Origin of the sequence: Halococcus sp. IIIV-5B, assembly GCF_003602035.1 — an archaeon.
In the GTDB taxonomy this organism is placed as follows: domain Archaea; phylum Halobacteriota; class Halobacteria; order Halobacteriales; family Halococcaceae; genus Halococcus; species Halococcus salsus.
In genome coordinates, this window is the sequence record NZ_QZWE01000015.1 from 16,305 (window position 1) to 31,636 (window position 15,332).

12 protein-coding genes are annotated in these 15,332 nt (G+C 65.8%); 4 read left to right on the forward strand and 8 right to left on the reverse strand.

Annotation, left to right across the window (positions count from 1 at the left end):
• Positions 1–21: 21 nt before the first annotated feature.
• The 6 genes from D3261_RS11265 to D3261_RS11290 form a co-directional block, all read right to left on the reverse strand.
• Complete coding sequence (locus D3261_RS11265; protein WP_120072430.1) at positions 22–1,272, reverse strand: ATP-grasp domain-containing protein; 1,251 nt, start codon at positions 1,270–1,272, stop codon at positions 22–24.
• A gap of 165 nt (positions 1,273–1,437) precedes the next feature.
• Positions 1,438–2,274, reverse strand: coding sequence for an FkbM family methyltransferase (locus D3261_RS11270; protein WP_120072432.1), 837 nt, complete (start codon positions 2,272–2,274; stop codon positions 1,438–1,440).
• Between the two features lie 17 nt (positions 2,275–2,291).
• Positions 2,292–2,954, reverse strand: a complete 663-nt coding sequence (locus D3261_RS11275) for an alanyl-tRNA synthetase (protein ID WP_120072434.1) — start codon at positions 2,952–2,954, stop codon at positions 2,292–2,294.
• Positions 2,947–3,987: a GNAT family N-acetyltransferase gene (locus D3261_RS11280; RefSeq protein WP_120072436.1), complete on the reverse strand. Its 1,041-nt coding sequence runs from the start codon at positions 3,985–3,987 to the stop codon at positions 2,947–2,949. The genes D3261_RS11275 and D3261_RS11280 overlap by 8 nt, the downstream gene beginning before the upstream one ends.
• Positions 3,984–4,907: a polysaccharide deacetylase family protein gene (locus D3261_RS11285; RefSeq protein ID WP_120072438.1), complete on the reverse strand. Its 924-nt coding sequence runs from the start codon at positions 4,905–4,907 to the stop codon at positions 3,984–3,986. Before D3261_RS11285 ends, D3261_RS11280 begins: the two co-directional genes overlap by 4 nt.
• Positions 4,904–6,004 (reverse strand): glycosyltransferase family 2 protein, encoded by a 1,101-nt coding sequence (locus D3261_RS11290; RefSeq protein ID WP_120072440.1) that lies wholly within the window; start codon positions 6,002–6,004, stop codon positions 4,904–4,906. The genes D3261_RS11285 and D3261_RS11290 overlap by 4 nt, the downstream gene beginning before the upstream one ends.
• A gap of 515 nt (positions 6,005–6,519) precedes the next feature.
• On the opposite strand from D3261_RS11290, the gene D3261_RS11295 reads away from it, so the two are divergent.
• Both D3261_RS11295 and D3261_RS11300 read left to right on the forward strand, forming a co-directional pair.
• A complete protein-coding gene (locus tag D3261_RS11295) occupies positions 6,520–7,842 on the forward strand; it encodes a right-handed parallel beta-helix repeat-containing protein (RefSeq protein WP_120072442.1) in 1,323 nt (440 codons plus the stop codon).
• A gap of 23 nt (positions 7,843–7,865) precedes the next feature.
• The gene (locus tag D3261_RS11300; RefSeq protein ID WP_233553974.1) at positions 7,866–9,350 is read left to right on the forward strand and encodes an oligosaccharide flippase family protein; all 1,485 of its coding nucleotides are present in this window, start codon (positions 7,866–7,868) and stop codon (positions 9,348–9,350) included.
• Here the strand turns inward: D3261_RS11300 and D3261_RS11305 are convergent.
• Positions 9,347–11,623, reverse strand: coding sequence for a DUF2206 domain-containing protein (locus D3261_RS11305; protein ID WP_233553975.1), 2,277 nt, complete (start codon positions 11,621–11,623; stop codon positions 9,347–9,349). The two genes, D3261_RS11300 and D3261_RS11305, sit on opposite strands and share 4 nt — an antisense overlap.
• A 393-nt stretch (positions 11,624–12,016) precedes the next feature.
• Here D3261_RS11305 and tbsP point away from each other — a divergent pair, with 393 nt between their 5' ends.
• Both tbsP and D3261_RS11315 read left to right on the forward strand, forming a co-directional pair.
• Positions 12,017–12,847 carry a transcriptional regulator TbsP gene (gene tbsP, locus D3261_RS11310; RefSeq protein ID WP_120072444.1) on the forward strand — a complete coding sequence of 277 codons (831 nt, stop codon included), beginning with the start codon at positions 12,017–12,019 and terminating at the stop codon, positions 12,845–12,847.
• Positions 12,844–13,779: an NAD-dependent epimerase/dehydratase family protein gene (locus D3261_RS11315; protein WP_120072446.1), complete on the forward strand. Its 936-nt coding sequence runs from the start codon at positions 12,844–12,846 to the stop codon at positions 13,777–13,779. The genes tbsP and D3261_RS11315 overlap by 4 nt, the downstream gene beginning before the upstream one ends.
• A 24-nt stretch (positions 13,780–13,803) precedes the next feature.
• Here the strand turns inward: D3261_RS11315 and D3261_RS11320 are convergent, their stop codons facing one another.
• Positions 13,804–15,162, reverse strand: a complete 1,359-nt coding sequence (locus D3261_RS11320; RefSeq protein ID WP_233553976.1) for an MFS transporter — start codon at positions 15,160–15,162, stop codon at positions 13,804–13,806.
• Between the last annotated feature and the right edge of the window lie 170 nt (positions 15,163–15,332).

Consider the following 15,332-nt stretch of genomic DNA (forward strand, 5'->3'; position numbering starts at 1 on the left):
TTTATAATCCGTGCCGACCCGCTACTGTCCGGCCATCTCGGTCCCCGAACGGCCACCGATCGGGAGCTGATTGAGAACTCCACGGACGAACGGGGCAGGGTCGTCGAGGTGGAGGTAGTCGAAGTGTGGCTGGTCGTAACACGACGAGAGGACGTCCCACACGGCGGTCCGGAAGCTGGGCGGCTCGATGGCGGGGTAGCGCTTCCGGAGGATGCTCCAGAGGTATTGGAGTTCGCCGAAGAGGAGGTGGTTGCCGGCCCCCACCTCGTACTCCGTCTCGATACGGTCCGGCTCGCCCGTCGCGAGCGACCAGTGTGCGGAGGGGAAGTCGGCCCCCGCGATGACGTCCATCTCGATCGACGCCCAGACGCGGGGGTTGATCTCGGTGAACTTGTACTCGCCAGTGTCGGGCTCTTTGAGGAACTGGACCGAGGCGAGGCCGTGCCAGTCGAGGTGGTCGAGCATGGCTCGTCCCAGCTCCTCGATCGCCGGGTCGTACATGGTCTCCCGGTAGACACTCGCCCCGCCGGCGTAGGACTTGCCGCGGACCTGGCGTTTCTGGCACGTCAGCACCGACTCTCCCTCGTCGTAGAGCCCTCTGAAACCGTACTCGGTACGGGTGTCCCGAACGAGCTCCTGGACGATCGGGACGTGGTCGGGGACGTGACGGCCGCTCTTGTGCATCGTCTCCTGTATCGCCTCTAAGTCGGGTTCGGTGCCGGCGGCGGTGTAGATCACCTCCATCTTCCCCTCACACTCGTTCTCCGAGAGCGAGTCCACGTAGTCGTGCGTGAGGATCGAGTACCTGGGTTTGACGATCAGCTCGCGGCTCCAGTCGTCGACCTCGTCGAAGGAGTACGTCTCCGGGATGGTGACCCCGGCCTCACGTGCGGCTTCGGCCTGTCGAAGCCGGTCGTGGACCGTCTCGACCTGCTCGAAGGAGGGCCAGAGCGCGACGACGTGCTTCTCGAACTGGTCGCGATACTTCCCGAGGACGTAGCTGTCGACCTCTCGGTGGGGAACGATCGTGTAGACGTCCGGCCGTTCGGCGAGCGAGAGCAGGGCGTCCCTGTAGGCAAGGAGGTCGTCGTATGGGGAGGGGACGATAACCGTCTCATCACAGTACCGGGACGCGAGCGCCGGTCGGTCCCGGCGTTCCGAGACCGCGATGGTGTGGACGCCGCGTTTCCCGAGCGAGCGGAGACACGAGATGCTGCTGCCGGAGTCGTTGATCGGGAGCAGTACCGAACGACCATCGGTTTGCGATTTCATTCGTGGATCCCAGGGACAGCGACCTCATAGCTATGCAGTCGTTTGAGCTATCGCCCGAGCGGATCGCCCGAGGGACACCGAACCAAACCCGGAATCATCCGCACGTTCGAGTCGTCCCAACGACTGAATCGAACCGGCAACCGGGGTCGAACACATCGGTAGATGTCAGCGATGTGCGTGAACGAAGTAGACGTCGGAGCGTCGGTCCGCCGGCCCGCCGAGGTGGGTGAGCGAGTAGCCCGCCGCCCGGAGGAACGCCTCGACGTCCTCGGCGGTCGTTCCGTACCGACGGCACTTCGCCGGGTGGACTTCGAGGGAGATCGATTCGACGGTGTCGAGCAGATCCCCCAATCCGCGGAGGACGAGGAGCTCCGCGCCCTGGACGTCGATCTTGACCACGTCCGGTGGCGCGAATCCGTCGGCGAGGAGGTCTTCTCCCCGACGTGTCTCGACCGTTCGACCGACGCCGTCGGGCGCGAGATAGTGATGGCCGCCGCCGGCCTCGACGGTCTCGGACGCGAGGGTCGTCGTTCCGTTTTCGTCCGCGAGCGCTATCGGCGACACCGTCCAGCATTCGGCGGGGGCGGTGGCTTCGAGATTGGTTCGGAGCCGTGACCGATTCACCGCCTCGGGTTCGAACCCGACGACCTGGCCGGTGGTCAGCGCGTTCGCGACGAAACAGGTGTACGTCCCCACGCACGCCCCGACGTCCCAGACCGTCTCGGTGCCGTCGAGGTCCGAGAGCAGCGTCGCGATCAGATCCCGCTCGCCACCGAGCGTCGTCGCTCGGCGGTACTCCGCCACCGTCGAGATCCCGAACCGAACCGTCTCGCCGGCGACCGTCGTCTCGACGGCATCGCCGGCCATCGCCGCCCGAGCCGTCCAGTAGGCCGTCTCGGCACGCCAGTAGACCGCCGTGACGAACGGCGGAACCCCGTACTTGGCGGCCAGCCGATACGGGGTGTTGCGCAGTCGGTCTTTCCTCGTGCTGGTATCTTGCATTTCGATTGGTCGGTCGATTAGGCGGGAGCGAGCGGCCCCGTTCGCAGGAGTCGCCCTCTGACGCGTTCGGCGGTCTCGCCGAGCGCGTCCGTCGCTCCGCCGCCGGCGGCCAGCCGGTCGTTGCCGCCCGCCCCGCCGCCCGCCTCGTCGGCGATCTCGCGACCGATAGCCGTCGCGCTGAACTCGTCCGCGAGGGCTTCGTCGACGGCGACGGCGAACGAGCCGTCGCCGTGGGCGACGACGAGGGTTATCCCCTCGCCGTCCATCGCGCGCTTCGCGAGCGCCCGTGCGTCGGGGAGCTCCCCGTCCGCGAACTCGACCACGCGAACGGTCGGGTCGTCACCGTTCGGTTCCCCGCCGACCGAGCGGTCGTCCGAGAGCGACCCCCACCACGAATCGGCCCATCGCGCGCGGACGGCATCGAGCTCGCGCCGCAGGTCACGTCGTTCGTCGTCGAGCGCGGTCACCCGGTCGGGGAGGTCCTCGACCCTCGCGTCGAGCCGTTCGGCCGCTTTCCGTGCCGCGCGTTGGGTCTCACGATCGACGTCGTTCGTGTTCGACTCCCAGTCCCTGCTCACGGTCAAGCTCTCGCGGACCGTTCGTTCCCTGCGCCGCCAGTAGAGTGTCGTTCCGACCAGTGCGATGCTCGACGCCAAACCGACGAGTGTGGTGTTATTCATGGATGAATCCCTTGAGTTTCGGCCCCACGGTGGGGTGCGTTATCAGCGGTGCCAACCGGGGCGTGATCGTCGCGAGCCGTCCGTAGCTTTCGAGCGAGGCTCGCCCTGCCCGTTCGGGTGGACTGACGAAGCTCACAAGCGGGTAGTCGAAGCCGCCGAACTGCGCTTTGAAGCCGTGAACGCTGGAGCCGCGCCGCGACCGCCCGAAGTCCACGACCGAGCGACCGGCGCGACAGGCCCGTTCGATCGACTCGACGTAGAGCAGGTGGTTCGGTCGGTGGTCCCAGTGGGCGCGCTTCGAGGCCGGGGTCCACACCATCGTGGTGTCGCCCCACTCGAAGAGGAACACGCCGGCGATCGGTTCGCCCGCGCGCTCGGCGAGCAGAACCGTTGCGGCGTCCCCGAGACCGTCGACGAGCGACGCGAAGAACGCCTCGGGGAACTGCGGGCTCCCGAGACGACGCATGGTTTCGAGGTACAGCGGGTAGAACTCGGCGACCGTCGCCTCGGTCACGGTGACGCCGTGGTCGCGGGCGGTTCGCACGCACCGGCGGACGTCCTTCTCGAACGTCGACTCCCAGAGGGTCTCGAACGACCGATCGAGCGACAGCCGGATCGACGACCCGGTCGGAACCCCGCCGTAACCCGCCTCGTTGTACCCGCTTACGCCGCTCCAGCCGGCGTCCTTGACGATACGGGTGTCGCCGTCGAGCCCGGACAGGACCGACGTCGCCGAGATGTCCTCGTCGACCAGCGGAAAGCCGTACTCACAGAACGGGTTGACCACGCTGTGGCCGACGCCCTCGCGGACGCTGAACCCCGGGATCATCCCCCGGGTCGCGCCGGAATCGGGGTCCGTCAGGAGGCGGTGTCGGGGCTCGTACCCAAACGTTGTCTCGACGGCGTCCGCCCACTCCGGAGTGTGAAACACCGTCGCGTCGGGGTGGTCATCGACGACGGACCGCCACTCCGGCGACCGGGTGGACACCGGCTCGATCCCGACGTCGCTCCCGTCGGTCGTCGTCCGGCTCATCGCTTACCCCCGATCCTGATCGGCGCGGTGCCGTCGATAGCCATCCCGCCGGGGTCGGCGTACTCGTCTGCGACGGCACCGGCCGTCCCGAAGGTGAACTCGTCGAGCAGCGCTTCGAGCTTCGCCGCCAATCGCTCGATCCCGTGGAAACTGACGAAGCGTGCGTGTGCCGGTATTGGAGCGTGTGCGGCCGCGAACCGAACGGCCGGGTTGAACTCCCACGGGTGGAAGTAGATCGTCGCCGGATACCCGCGTACGTTGAGGTTCCGTATCCCGCGTTTCACGGGCCAGGTCGGGAGCACTCGCGCGTAGAACCCGCCGGCGACCGGCAGTCGGAGACGGGGGTGGAACACCGCGAGCGGCAGCTCGACGAGCCGACCGTCGGCACTGTCATCCGGATCAGTGAACGGTGCCCGCGGGTCGAGGCGGTAGGGCCGAACGGGTGCGTCGGCCACACCGTACATCGGGGTCTTGACGGGGAAGACGCTGGAATCGTACCGATAGCCGGCGGTTTCGAGCGCCTCGATGGCCCACGCCGTCCGGGGGGTCACCGAGAAGTTCGGCGCACGGAACCCCGCCGGCCACGTTCCGGTCGCGTCGTGGATGGCGACGGCGCTCGCTTCGAGCTCCGCGGCGAATGCATCCCTGTCGAGTTCGAACAGCGGCCGGTGGGTGTGGCCGTGTGAGCCGACCTCGTGGCCCGCATCCGCGATCCGTGCCACGAGGTCCGGTCGTTCGCGGGCCAGTTCGCCGACGACGAAGAACGTCGCCCGGACGTCGAATCGGTCGAGGATAGCGAGAACGCGTTCGATCGATGCCTCGACGTGTGTCGCCGGGTCCATCACTCGCTCCCGAAGCAGCGTCGCCGAGTACCAGTGTTCGACGTCGAACGAGAGGACGTTCGTCACCGCGTCGCTCATCGAATCCTCCCGTCGATCCCGGCGTTCTCGAAGTAGGTGCTGAGCGAGTGGAGGACGATCGCGGTGAAGCACGCGAAGATACCGACCAGCACGAGGAACACCGCGCTGAGCGAGAGCCCGACCGGGAACGTCCCCGACTGGACGTAGCTGATGACCGCCCAGTACCCGACGCCCAGCCCGCCGAAGGTGAGCGAGAAGCCCGGCAGCGCGAGCGCCGTGAGCGGGCGCTCGCGTTCGATGGTCTTCAGGATGTTCTGGAGGAGGATCATCCCGTGGGAGAGCGGGTCCTGGCTGCTCGCGTTCGCCACGTCGTAGGTGACCGTGATCGGGACCTCCTCGACCGGGTAGTCGTGGTGGTGGATGTGATAGAGGATGTCCGTGCTCGCGTCCATCCAGTCGCCGATGGTCATGTCCTCGGCGAGGGTCTCGATCGCCTCCCGGTCGTACGCCCGAAAGCCGCTCTGGGTGTCGCTCATCCGCGAATCCGCCCGCACGATACCCATACTCAGGTTCGTGAGCACGTTGATGACGCGGAGCCCCACGCGGCGGTAGAACGGCGCGTTCGACACGGCACCCTCCACGAACCGACTGCCGATGACGAGCGGGGCGTGCGTGGTGGCTTGCGCCCTGACGAGCCGGGGAACGTCCGCGGGGTCGTGCTGGCCGTCGGCGTCGAGGACGACGAGATGGGCCGCGTCGTACTCCTTCGCGGTCTCGAAGGCGGTCTTGAGGGCCGCGCCGTAGCCACGGTTCCGGTCATGGGTGCTGACGACCGCGCCCGCCTCCGCGGCCCTGGCTCCGGTGCCGTCGTCGCTTCCATCGTTCACGACGAGCACCAGATCGGCGTGGTCGGCCACCCGCCGTACCACGTCGGCGATCGTCGCTTCCTCGTTGTACGCCGGGATCGCTACCATCACGTCGCAGTCCGCGCCCGCCCACGCCGAGTCAGACGTCCGTACGGTCGGCTGCCGGCCGTTCTCGGCGCTCTCGTTTTCGAGGGGACGAACCCGGCCCGAAGGGTGGTCGTCGTCGATGATGTCGACGGTCGAACCCACCCCCTCGCTCGCGGAAACGCCGTCAGCTGTGTGTTCGCTCATTCTCCTCCGGGCCGTCGTTGACCGTATCGGATGATAGATATTCTCCAATTGTGTGTTTCTGAACGGGGTATTTGAGAACGAACGCACACCCAAACGCGAAATTATTCCACAAGTCGGGTAGATAGTTGCGAATAGAACGTATGAACTGAAAGGATAGAACAACGGATAGATCTCGATGGCACAACCAAGGGAGACATCGAACCAACCGACAGGACCGTCGTCGTTTGGACCGAAGCACGGGTCTCGCTTTCGATCCTGAAACACGAGTGAGCGGACACACACGCGGAAGGGATGAGCATCGAGCGGCTGGGACGTTCGTCAGTGCCCCTCGGCACACCTCGTTCGACACGCGATCCTCGTGACGACCGGCGGGTCTCCGTGTTCGCACCGGTCCCACGAATCGGACCGGGCGTCTACAGCGTGTCGTCCGAACGGGTTCCGAGAACCGTTCCCGTTCGTTCTATGACTCGTTCAACGGGACAATAGTCAATCAGTCCGGAGAACGATCGTCCGCAATGGCCCGGGAGCGTCTCTCGATCGGACGGCGAACGTTCCTGGCACTCGTCGCCGCGGGCAGCGGTACCGTCGCCGCCTGTTCGTCGCCGAACCGGCCTACCGAACGACTTTCCACGGAGACCCAAATGTCGAACCTCGATCGCGTATACGAGATAACGGAGAACTACCACGTCGGACCGAAACGAGACCGCCCGCAGCCGGGCGACGCCGAGGGAACGATCTGGGAGACGACCGACCCGGGTCCGGCGGGGGCGACGCGGCGGTCGCTCTCCGACGGCGAGCGCTGGATACCGTTGGTCGTCGAGCCCGAGTCGCCGAGGGCGACCGGCGAGTATCACCTCACCCCCGACGACGGTTTCGAGGCGATCCAGACCGTGATCGACCGGACGGGCGGGAACGTCGTGATCCGGCTCGCGCCGGGGACGTACGTCGGGCGCGAGCTCACGCTCGAACACGGTGTCATGCTCGTCGGGTCGGGTCGCAACGCGACCACGCTCAAGCTCGAAGACGGGGCGAACACGGACCTCGTCACGACGCCCGACCTCCCCGACCGGAACGTGATGGAGTGTACCCTCCGGGACCTCATGTTCGACGGGAACAGGGGGAACAACGCGACCGGAAACGCGGTGTACGGGGCGTTCTGGAACAGTCGATTCGTGGACTGCAACTTCTACGCCGCACCCGGCAACGGCTTCTGGCTCGCCGGGTCGACGGCGAGCACCGACGACAACCAGTTCCGCGGCTGTCAGTTCCTCAACAACGGGGCCGCCGGGCTCCGCGGCGGCGGCAACAAACGCTCCTATCCCTCCGTCGGGGTCGCCCGCGTCGATACCAACTGGTTCGGCTACAACGGGGGGCCCGCGATCACCGCTCGGGGGGAGTCCTGGAAGGTCAGCGATTCGAAGTTCTACGCCAACGGGCTGGACGGCGACCCGACGATCGAGTTCGACCGGTGTAGCTACTCGAACGTCACCGGTTGCGACATCCACTCGGACTACCCCGACCACCCGCTCATCCTGGTCTCGGCGTCGAAGGGGGTCGAGAGCATCGGCAACCAGATCAAGAGCAACGACCTCCGGGGGACCTATCGGTCGGCGGTACGGTGTCTCGTCGACGGGAACGACATCGTGGCGCTCCAGATCCACGACAACACGATACAGAGCAACGGTCGCTCGCGGTCGGGGGTCGTCGCGCGCGAGGCCGGGCCGGGATCGTTCGTCGACTGTTCGTTCAGGAACAACACGTTCGTCGGCACCATGACCGGCCAGGCGGTCGGACTCCCGGACAGCTGGCGCACGAACGCGAACAGCGACGCCGGCTGAACCGATTGAATCGGCGCATAGTAATGGCTGAGTGGGGGGAACCCGAAGCCAACAATGGTACCGGAACGCCGGAGGGGCGGATGAGCCAGTCGACGATCGTTCGGTCCTCGTTCGGAACGTTTCTCGCCCGGGTCGCGACCTCCGTCTCCGTGTTCCTCGCGGTCTTCTACCTCGCGACCACCGGCGCGTCGGTGCTCGGGGTGTACTCGCTGTTCATCGCCGTCGTGGAGGTCGTCGGGCTGGTGACCGACGCCGGCCTCTCCGCGGCCGCGAAGAAGCGGATCAGCGAGGGGGTCGAGCGCGACGAGTTCTTCACCGCCGCCCTCCTCACCCGCCTCGGCATCTTCGTCGCCGTCGCGGCCGTTCTGGTCGGCTTCAGGGGCGAGATCACTGCCTACATCGGCCATGAGTTCGCGGTGCCGTTCTTGCTGCTGTGTTCGCTCACCTACCTCGTCCAGTCGACGCTCTACGAGTCCCTGAGCGGCGAGAAACGGGTCGCCAGAGCCGGACTGCTGGGGTTCGTCTCCAACGGCGGCCGCCTGGTCGCGTGGATCCCCCTCCTGGCGCTTGACTACGGCGTGTTCGGGATCCTCGTTGGGGTCTGGCTCGGACAGGTGTTGGCCGTCGTCGTCGGCGTGGCCATGCTCTCGTTGCAGCTGCGACGACCGGCACGGCGACACTTCGAGAGCCTGTTCCGGTTCGCGAAGTACAGCTGGATGGGGGCGCTCCAGGAAACCTCCTGGATCTGGACGGACACGCTCATCCTCGGGGTCTTCGTCGCCCCCGCGCTCGTCGGGGTCTACGAGCTGAGCTGGCAGATCACCGGCGTCCTGTTCTTCGTCGCGTCGGCCATCAGCTCGGCGCTGTTCCCGAACATCAGCGAACTCGCGGCCCGGAACGACTACGACCGGGTCACCGACCTCCTCGAACGCTCGCTGGTCTACGTCGGGATCATGTCGATCCCCGGCTTCGTCGGCGGGATCATCTTCGCCGAGCCGATACTGGCGATGTTCGGCGACGAGTACCGGGTCGGTGCCACCGCCGTCGTCGTGTTGCTCCTCGCACGCGCGTTCCACAGCTACGAGGTGGTCTTCGGCGAGGCGCTCAACGCGCTCGACCGTCCGGACCTGATGTTCAGAACGAACCTCGTCTTCCTCGTCCTCCTCATCTCGCTCAACGTCGTCGGTATTACCCTGTTCGGATGGGTCGGCGCGGCGTTCGCCACGACGGCGGCGATGGTGGTCCGGACGGCGCTCTCGTTCTACTTCATCCGGTCGATACTTCCGTTCACGGTTCCGACGCGGGAGATTGGCTTCGAAATCCTCGCCGCGCTCTTCATGGGGGCGTGTCTCTGGGTGCTCACGCCGGATGCCACGCTCGGGATCCCGACGACCCTCCTGCTGGTCGGGACGGGCGCAGCGATCTACGCGCTCACCGTCCTCGCGCTGATAGAACGGGTCCGCGTCGAAGCGTCGGGGCTCGTCTCGAACGTCCGGACGCTTCTCTAGGCGTTTGTCCCGTTCGTTCGGACGTAGTAGACCGACGCATGCTCGTTCTCGTAGACCGGCTCCCGATCGGCGAGGACGTTCCTGTAGAAGGGCGTTCGCTCGACGGAGATGTACGTCGAGTCGCTTCCCGGTTTCATCATGGGTCTGTGACTCACGTAGACGTAGGCGGTCTCGTCGAGCCCCGTCCTGCTCAGCCAGATCGAATCGATCCGTTCGGACGGGACGACCTCCCCGACGAGCAGCCCGTCCCGACTCTTGAGGCGGTCGTAGTTGTTGTAGACGGCGACGTCCGTCCCGGTGTCCGCCGTACGTGTCGCGAGCCACCGCGTGGCGTTGACTTCGTCCTGGGTGTAGACCGGCCAACCGGCGCTCTCGTTGTAGTTGATGTTGTAGGACGGTTCCGGTTGATCGGCAACCGCGAAGACGGTGCCCGAACTGAACAGGAAGAGGAGCGCGAGGAACACCGCGAAGAGCCCCTCGACCGGGACAGCGCTCACACGCGCGCGCAGTCCATCGCGTGGAAGCTGTTCGGCGAACCGCGCGAGTCCGGTAACGGCGGTTCTCGCGCCCGTGACGGCGAAGGGTGCGAGAACGAACAGCGCGATCTGGAACGTCCGGTCGAAGCCCATCCCGAACGTGACCAGCGCCGACGCGAAGAGAAAGCCGAACACACCCAGCGAGAACAGCGTGTATTCGGAGGTCCGGGCGGCTTCGCGGTCGGTGGCGAGTGCATAGAGTGCTCCGAGGACGCCGAGGCCGATGAGTGCCACGAGGACGATGTAGAGGAGCCTGTACGTGAGCCAGTAGCCCGACTCGACCCCCATCGTCGCGTAGCCAACGCCGCTGCGGCCGGACTCCGAGATCGGGAACGCGTTGAACGCCTCGCCGGCAGCGGTGACGACGCTCTCGAGGTTCTCGCCAGAACCCGTAGACGAGTACCATATCAACCAGACGACCCCGAGGAACGCGGTGAGCACTGGTCGGGTGATTCGAGTGACGACCCTGACACCGCTCGTGAGTCGGACGAGATATCGAGCGACCAGACCCAACCCCAAGAATCCGACGAGCAACAGGCTGACACCGTAGTGGGCGAAAACCACCGATAGAGCGATCGGGAGCCCGAGCGTCCACCGCTGGAGCGGCGATAGCTGGTCGTCAAGAAAGACGGTGAGCAAGAGGACGACGAAAAGTCCCGCGACGAGCTGTTTGTCGGGCATATCTTTGAAGAACCCGTAGTAGAACACCAGCGCGAACGGCGCGAGCATGGCGACCGAGCGGCCCCGAAACTCGGTTCTCGTAATGTACCAGATACCCACCGGGAGCAGTGAGACCAGGAGAGGATAGACGAGTTTGTAAACCCAGACGAGTTCCATTCCGGTCACCATCGAGTAAACGGCTCCCAGAAGTGTGATCGCCACCAAGGAGCTGTTCGAGTTGCCACCCGCCGTAGTCCAGTAGCCGTCTTGGCGGATCTCCAGAGCCGTGGCGTACTCGAAGTGGATGTCGAAGCCCCAGATATGTCCCGAGACCAGCGTCATCTGCAACAGTACCGTCGCAGTCACCGCCCAGATAGCGTAGGGATAGACCACCGGTGACCCCCGCCACTGGAGGAGTACCAGTGGAACGACCGCGACCGCACACGAGAGGACGACGAGCGACCAGTCGAGGCCCGCCGGGTCGCTGGCGAGAGTCACGAGAACCGCTCCGACTGGAAGGAGCGTCAGCGAGCCGAGCGCGAGCCAATCTCGGAACGACAGCCGGCGTACTACCGACCGGGCCGAACGCTCGCTCTCCCCGGGGTCCCAGTCCAGTATCCGGGAGTGCAGTTGGTCCGAGGCCCCGATGACCGAGAACGTGATCCACTCGAAGACCGCCAACGGCCGCAACGACCACGAGGCACCGCTCCCCACAAGACGAACCGTGACCAGAAAGAGCACGAGCGCCGAGACAGCGACGGTCACGCTCGATGGGGAGAGCGGTCGGTCGACGGCGAACGTCGACAGAACGGCGCTGACCAGGATCGAGAGACAGACGATGATGGGGAGGCTCAATCCGACGGCGTAGAGCACGACGCGGCCCGGCGAGCGGTCACCGAGGCCGAGCATCGAGACGAGCAGATAGCCCGGCAGGATCCCGAGGAGAGCACAGCCAAGGACCGGTCGAAACACGGTGCTTCCCGGGATGTCGACGCCGAGGACCACGTCCAGTAAGAGATACGAGGTCACAACGACGAACAACGCCAGCTCCGTTCTGTTCACGCGGGTGTCCAACATTTTACATCGGAGATCCGAACTACTCAGCCATAATCAATGAGTGCATAAATCAGTCAATTGCGCCATTGAAACGTGACCTCGATATCGAGCCGAACCACGAGCTCAATGAAACGGACGAAAGAACGCGCGCGATATCGCTCTCTGTGGACATCGCAGGGTACGACGGGCCAAGCTCGTGCCGTGATCGTCGCTTTGTGAATCGAGTCAGCGCTGGTGACGTCGGGATGGCGACCGTGGAGTTAGATTCGGTCACTCGAACTGGAAGAACGAGCGAATCAACGGTACCCGGACCGGAGGAAAGGGGTAGTCGCGGCTCGAATCCCGGAGCTAACCACTGATTTCGTTCGACTCAAGCACCGAATAGCTATGATCCGATGCGTTATCGGTAGGACCATGGCACTACGCCCGTCAACCGTCGAAACGGCTACCGCCGAGGTCTTCCAGGACGTACTCGCGGGGTCGTCGGACGGCGTCCTCGCGATCGGGTTGAACGAAACGGCCACGGCCGACCTCCTTCACAGTCTGGACGGGATGACGGATCCTCCGTCGGTTCGGTTGCTCACCTACGAGTCGGTGCTCAAGTGGGTCCGGGAGGACTTCGCGATGGCGAGCATCGCGGCGGAACTCGTCGCCACGAACACCCTCTCCGCACAGATGGCGGAGGGTCCGTTCGAGAACGTCCTGCTCGTCACTGACGAGTCCGTCACCGCCATCATCTCGACGAAAGACGACGTCGTCGGGCTCAGTACCGAGAACCCCGACCTCGTCGAGGGCACACGTGCCTACTGGCAGGGGCTCTACAAGGAGTCCGGGAGTTTCCCGCTGCGCACGCCGGCGTACTCGGCGGTCGGGGACTCGCTCGCCACCGAGTTCGGTCCCGAACTCGTCGACGATTTCCAGTCGATGCTCGATGCGCTCGGGAGCACCCGCGGTCAGACCCTCGACGAGGTCGTGATCGCCCTCCTCGTCGCGGCCAAGCACGAGGAGCTCCTCTACGACATCTCGAGGTGGGGTGAGAACATCGGCATCGCGAGCAAAGCGACCTTCTCCCGGGAGAAGATGCGGCTCGAAACGGCCGGACTCATCGCGACCGAAAAGGTGCCCGTGGACGTCGGTCGGCCACGGCTGCGCCTGCTCCTAGGCGACGACCGCCTTCGAACGGAGGACGCCGACGAGTTCGTGACCGTCGTTCGGGACGAACTCCCGGCCAGCGTCGACTCATGAGGCCGGCCATCGAGGACCGGACCGTCGTCGTCACCGGCGGGAGCGGGTTCATCGGGAGTCACCTCGTCGAGGCGGTCGCACCGACCAACGACGTCCGCGTCGTCGACACCGCCGACGGGGAGTCACGTCGTTTTCCGACGAGCGTCGACGTTATCACGGGCGACGTTCGCGATACAGCCACGCGGGAGGCGGCGCTCGACGGTGCCGACGTCGTCTTTCACGAGGCGGCCATCGCGAGCGTCGAGCGCTCCATCCAGGAACCCGAGGAGAGCCACGCCGTGAACGTCGATGCCACGCTGTCGCTCCTCGAAACGGCTCGCCGAACCGGGACCCGAGTCGTCTTCGCGTCGAGTGCGGCCATCTACGGGGACCCCGACCGGGTGCCGGTCTCGGAGAACGAATCAAAGACCCCGAACTCGCCGTACGGGCTCGAGAAGCTGGCCGGCGACCACTACTGCCGGCTCTACAACCACCTGTACGACGTCGAGACGGTCGCGCTTCGGTACTTCAACGTGTACGGCCCCCGGCAGTCGGCGGGGTCGTACAGCGGGGTGATCTCGACGTTCGTCTCCCAGGCCCGGTCGGGCGGACCGATCACCGTTCAGGGTGATGGCGAACAGACGCGTGACTTCGTCCACGTTCGTGACGTCGTCCGTGCGAACCTGCTGGCCGCGACGACCGACGCCGTCGGGGAGGCGTTCAACGTCGGCACCGGGAAAGAGGTCCGTATCGTCACCCTCGCCGAGCACGTCCGGAACGCCATCGACCCCGACACCGAGATCGTCCACACCGACGGGCGTTCCGGCGACGTTCGGGCGAGCTGTGCGGACATCTCGAAAGCCGAAGCCGGACTCGGCTACGAACCGACGCGGGACATAGAAACCGGGATCGGGTCGCTCGTCGAGTGGAACCGACGTCTCACCCTCAACTGAGGGTGAGGCTCGCCATCATTCTTCTTACGGGTTTTCGTCGTGACCGGTGGCCATGTGTCCGGCCTCCTGATGCGGGCCACACAGCGCGTCGGAGGACTGATGGCAAGCGATCTCCGTGAACGAGCGTGAAGGGGTGGCGGCCGAGCGCCGTTCGTTCGTGACACCCGCTCTCCCGGTGGGTTCGACGACCGTCTCGGGGAGATAGCGCCACGCGACCACCCCCAGAACGAGACAGCCCGCGGCCGCGAGCACCGCGTTGGCAAGATAGCCCGGTCCGAAGGCGGTGAAGACCACGCCCGCGAGCGCCCCGCCGATGGCGAAGCCGATCTGCCCGGTGGCGGCCGTGAGGCTCATCAACGACCCACGGCGGTCGCCGGGAACGAGCTCGGTCAGGAGCGCCTGGAACGAACTCCCACGCGAGGCGAACAACGCCATCGCGACGAAGAAGACGACGTAGACCGGCCACAGGCCGGCGGCCACGAACGGGGTGGCGAGGATCACCAACGCGACCGCGAGCGAGGCACCGACGATGACCGGCTTGCGACCGACGCTATCGGACAGCCGTCCGGCCTCCGGTCCCGCGAGGACGTTCCCGACCCCGCCGACGAAGAAGAGGAGCGCGATCGAACCACCCGTGACCCCCAACGTGGTTTCGAGCCAGAGCGGGAGGTACGCGATGTACAACGGGAAACTCAGAAACACCAGTGCGAACATGAGCGAGGCCGCCCCGACGCCGGGACGTCGAAGCAGGTCGGTGTACGCCTCGATCGCGGTTCGGACGCCGAGCGGCGCGTCGGTGCGTCGTGTCTCCGGCTGCGGGACGAACCGCCAAACGAGCACCGTGGCGACACCCATCACGATGGCAAACGCGACGAACGGGGCGCGAAACCCGAACGCATCGGCGAGCACGATCCCGAGCGGGATGCCGGCGATCTGACCGGCCGCGAGACCGCTCATGACCCAGCCGCTCGCCCAGCCACGGCGTTCCCGGGGGAAGTAATCGCCGACGTACGCGATCGCCGCCCCGTTGAGGATCCCACCGGCCGCCCCGGCGAACGCCCGCACGCCGAACAACATCGCGAAGCTCTCGACGAACCCGTGCGCGGCGAGCGCGACCGTCATCATGGCGCTCCCGGCCAACAGGATACGCCGTCGGCCGACGCGGTCCGAGATCGGACCGGCCACGAGCGCGAATATCCCAACGGCGAACGCGTAGGCCGTGATGAGCGTCCCGAGGAGACCCGTCGTCACGCTGAGCTGTTCGGCGATCCGGGTGAGGATCGGCGCGACGATCATCACCTGACTGGCGAACGAGAACACGACCAACCAGAGCACGAACAGTATCAGGGAGTCACTGGCATCGTCGTGGGTCGGCGCAGTCACGCCGTCCGACAGGCCACCGCCGGGCATAACCCTGCCGTCGGATCCCCTCGAACGTCCTCGTCGGAGTCACGACGAACGTTCGGGAGCGAGTTTTGTTTCGGCCGTTCGTCTCCGTGCGTCACACGGACGTGTCGGATATCGTACCGACCAGGGTTCGACTCCCGGAGCGG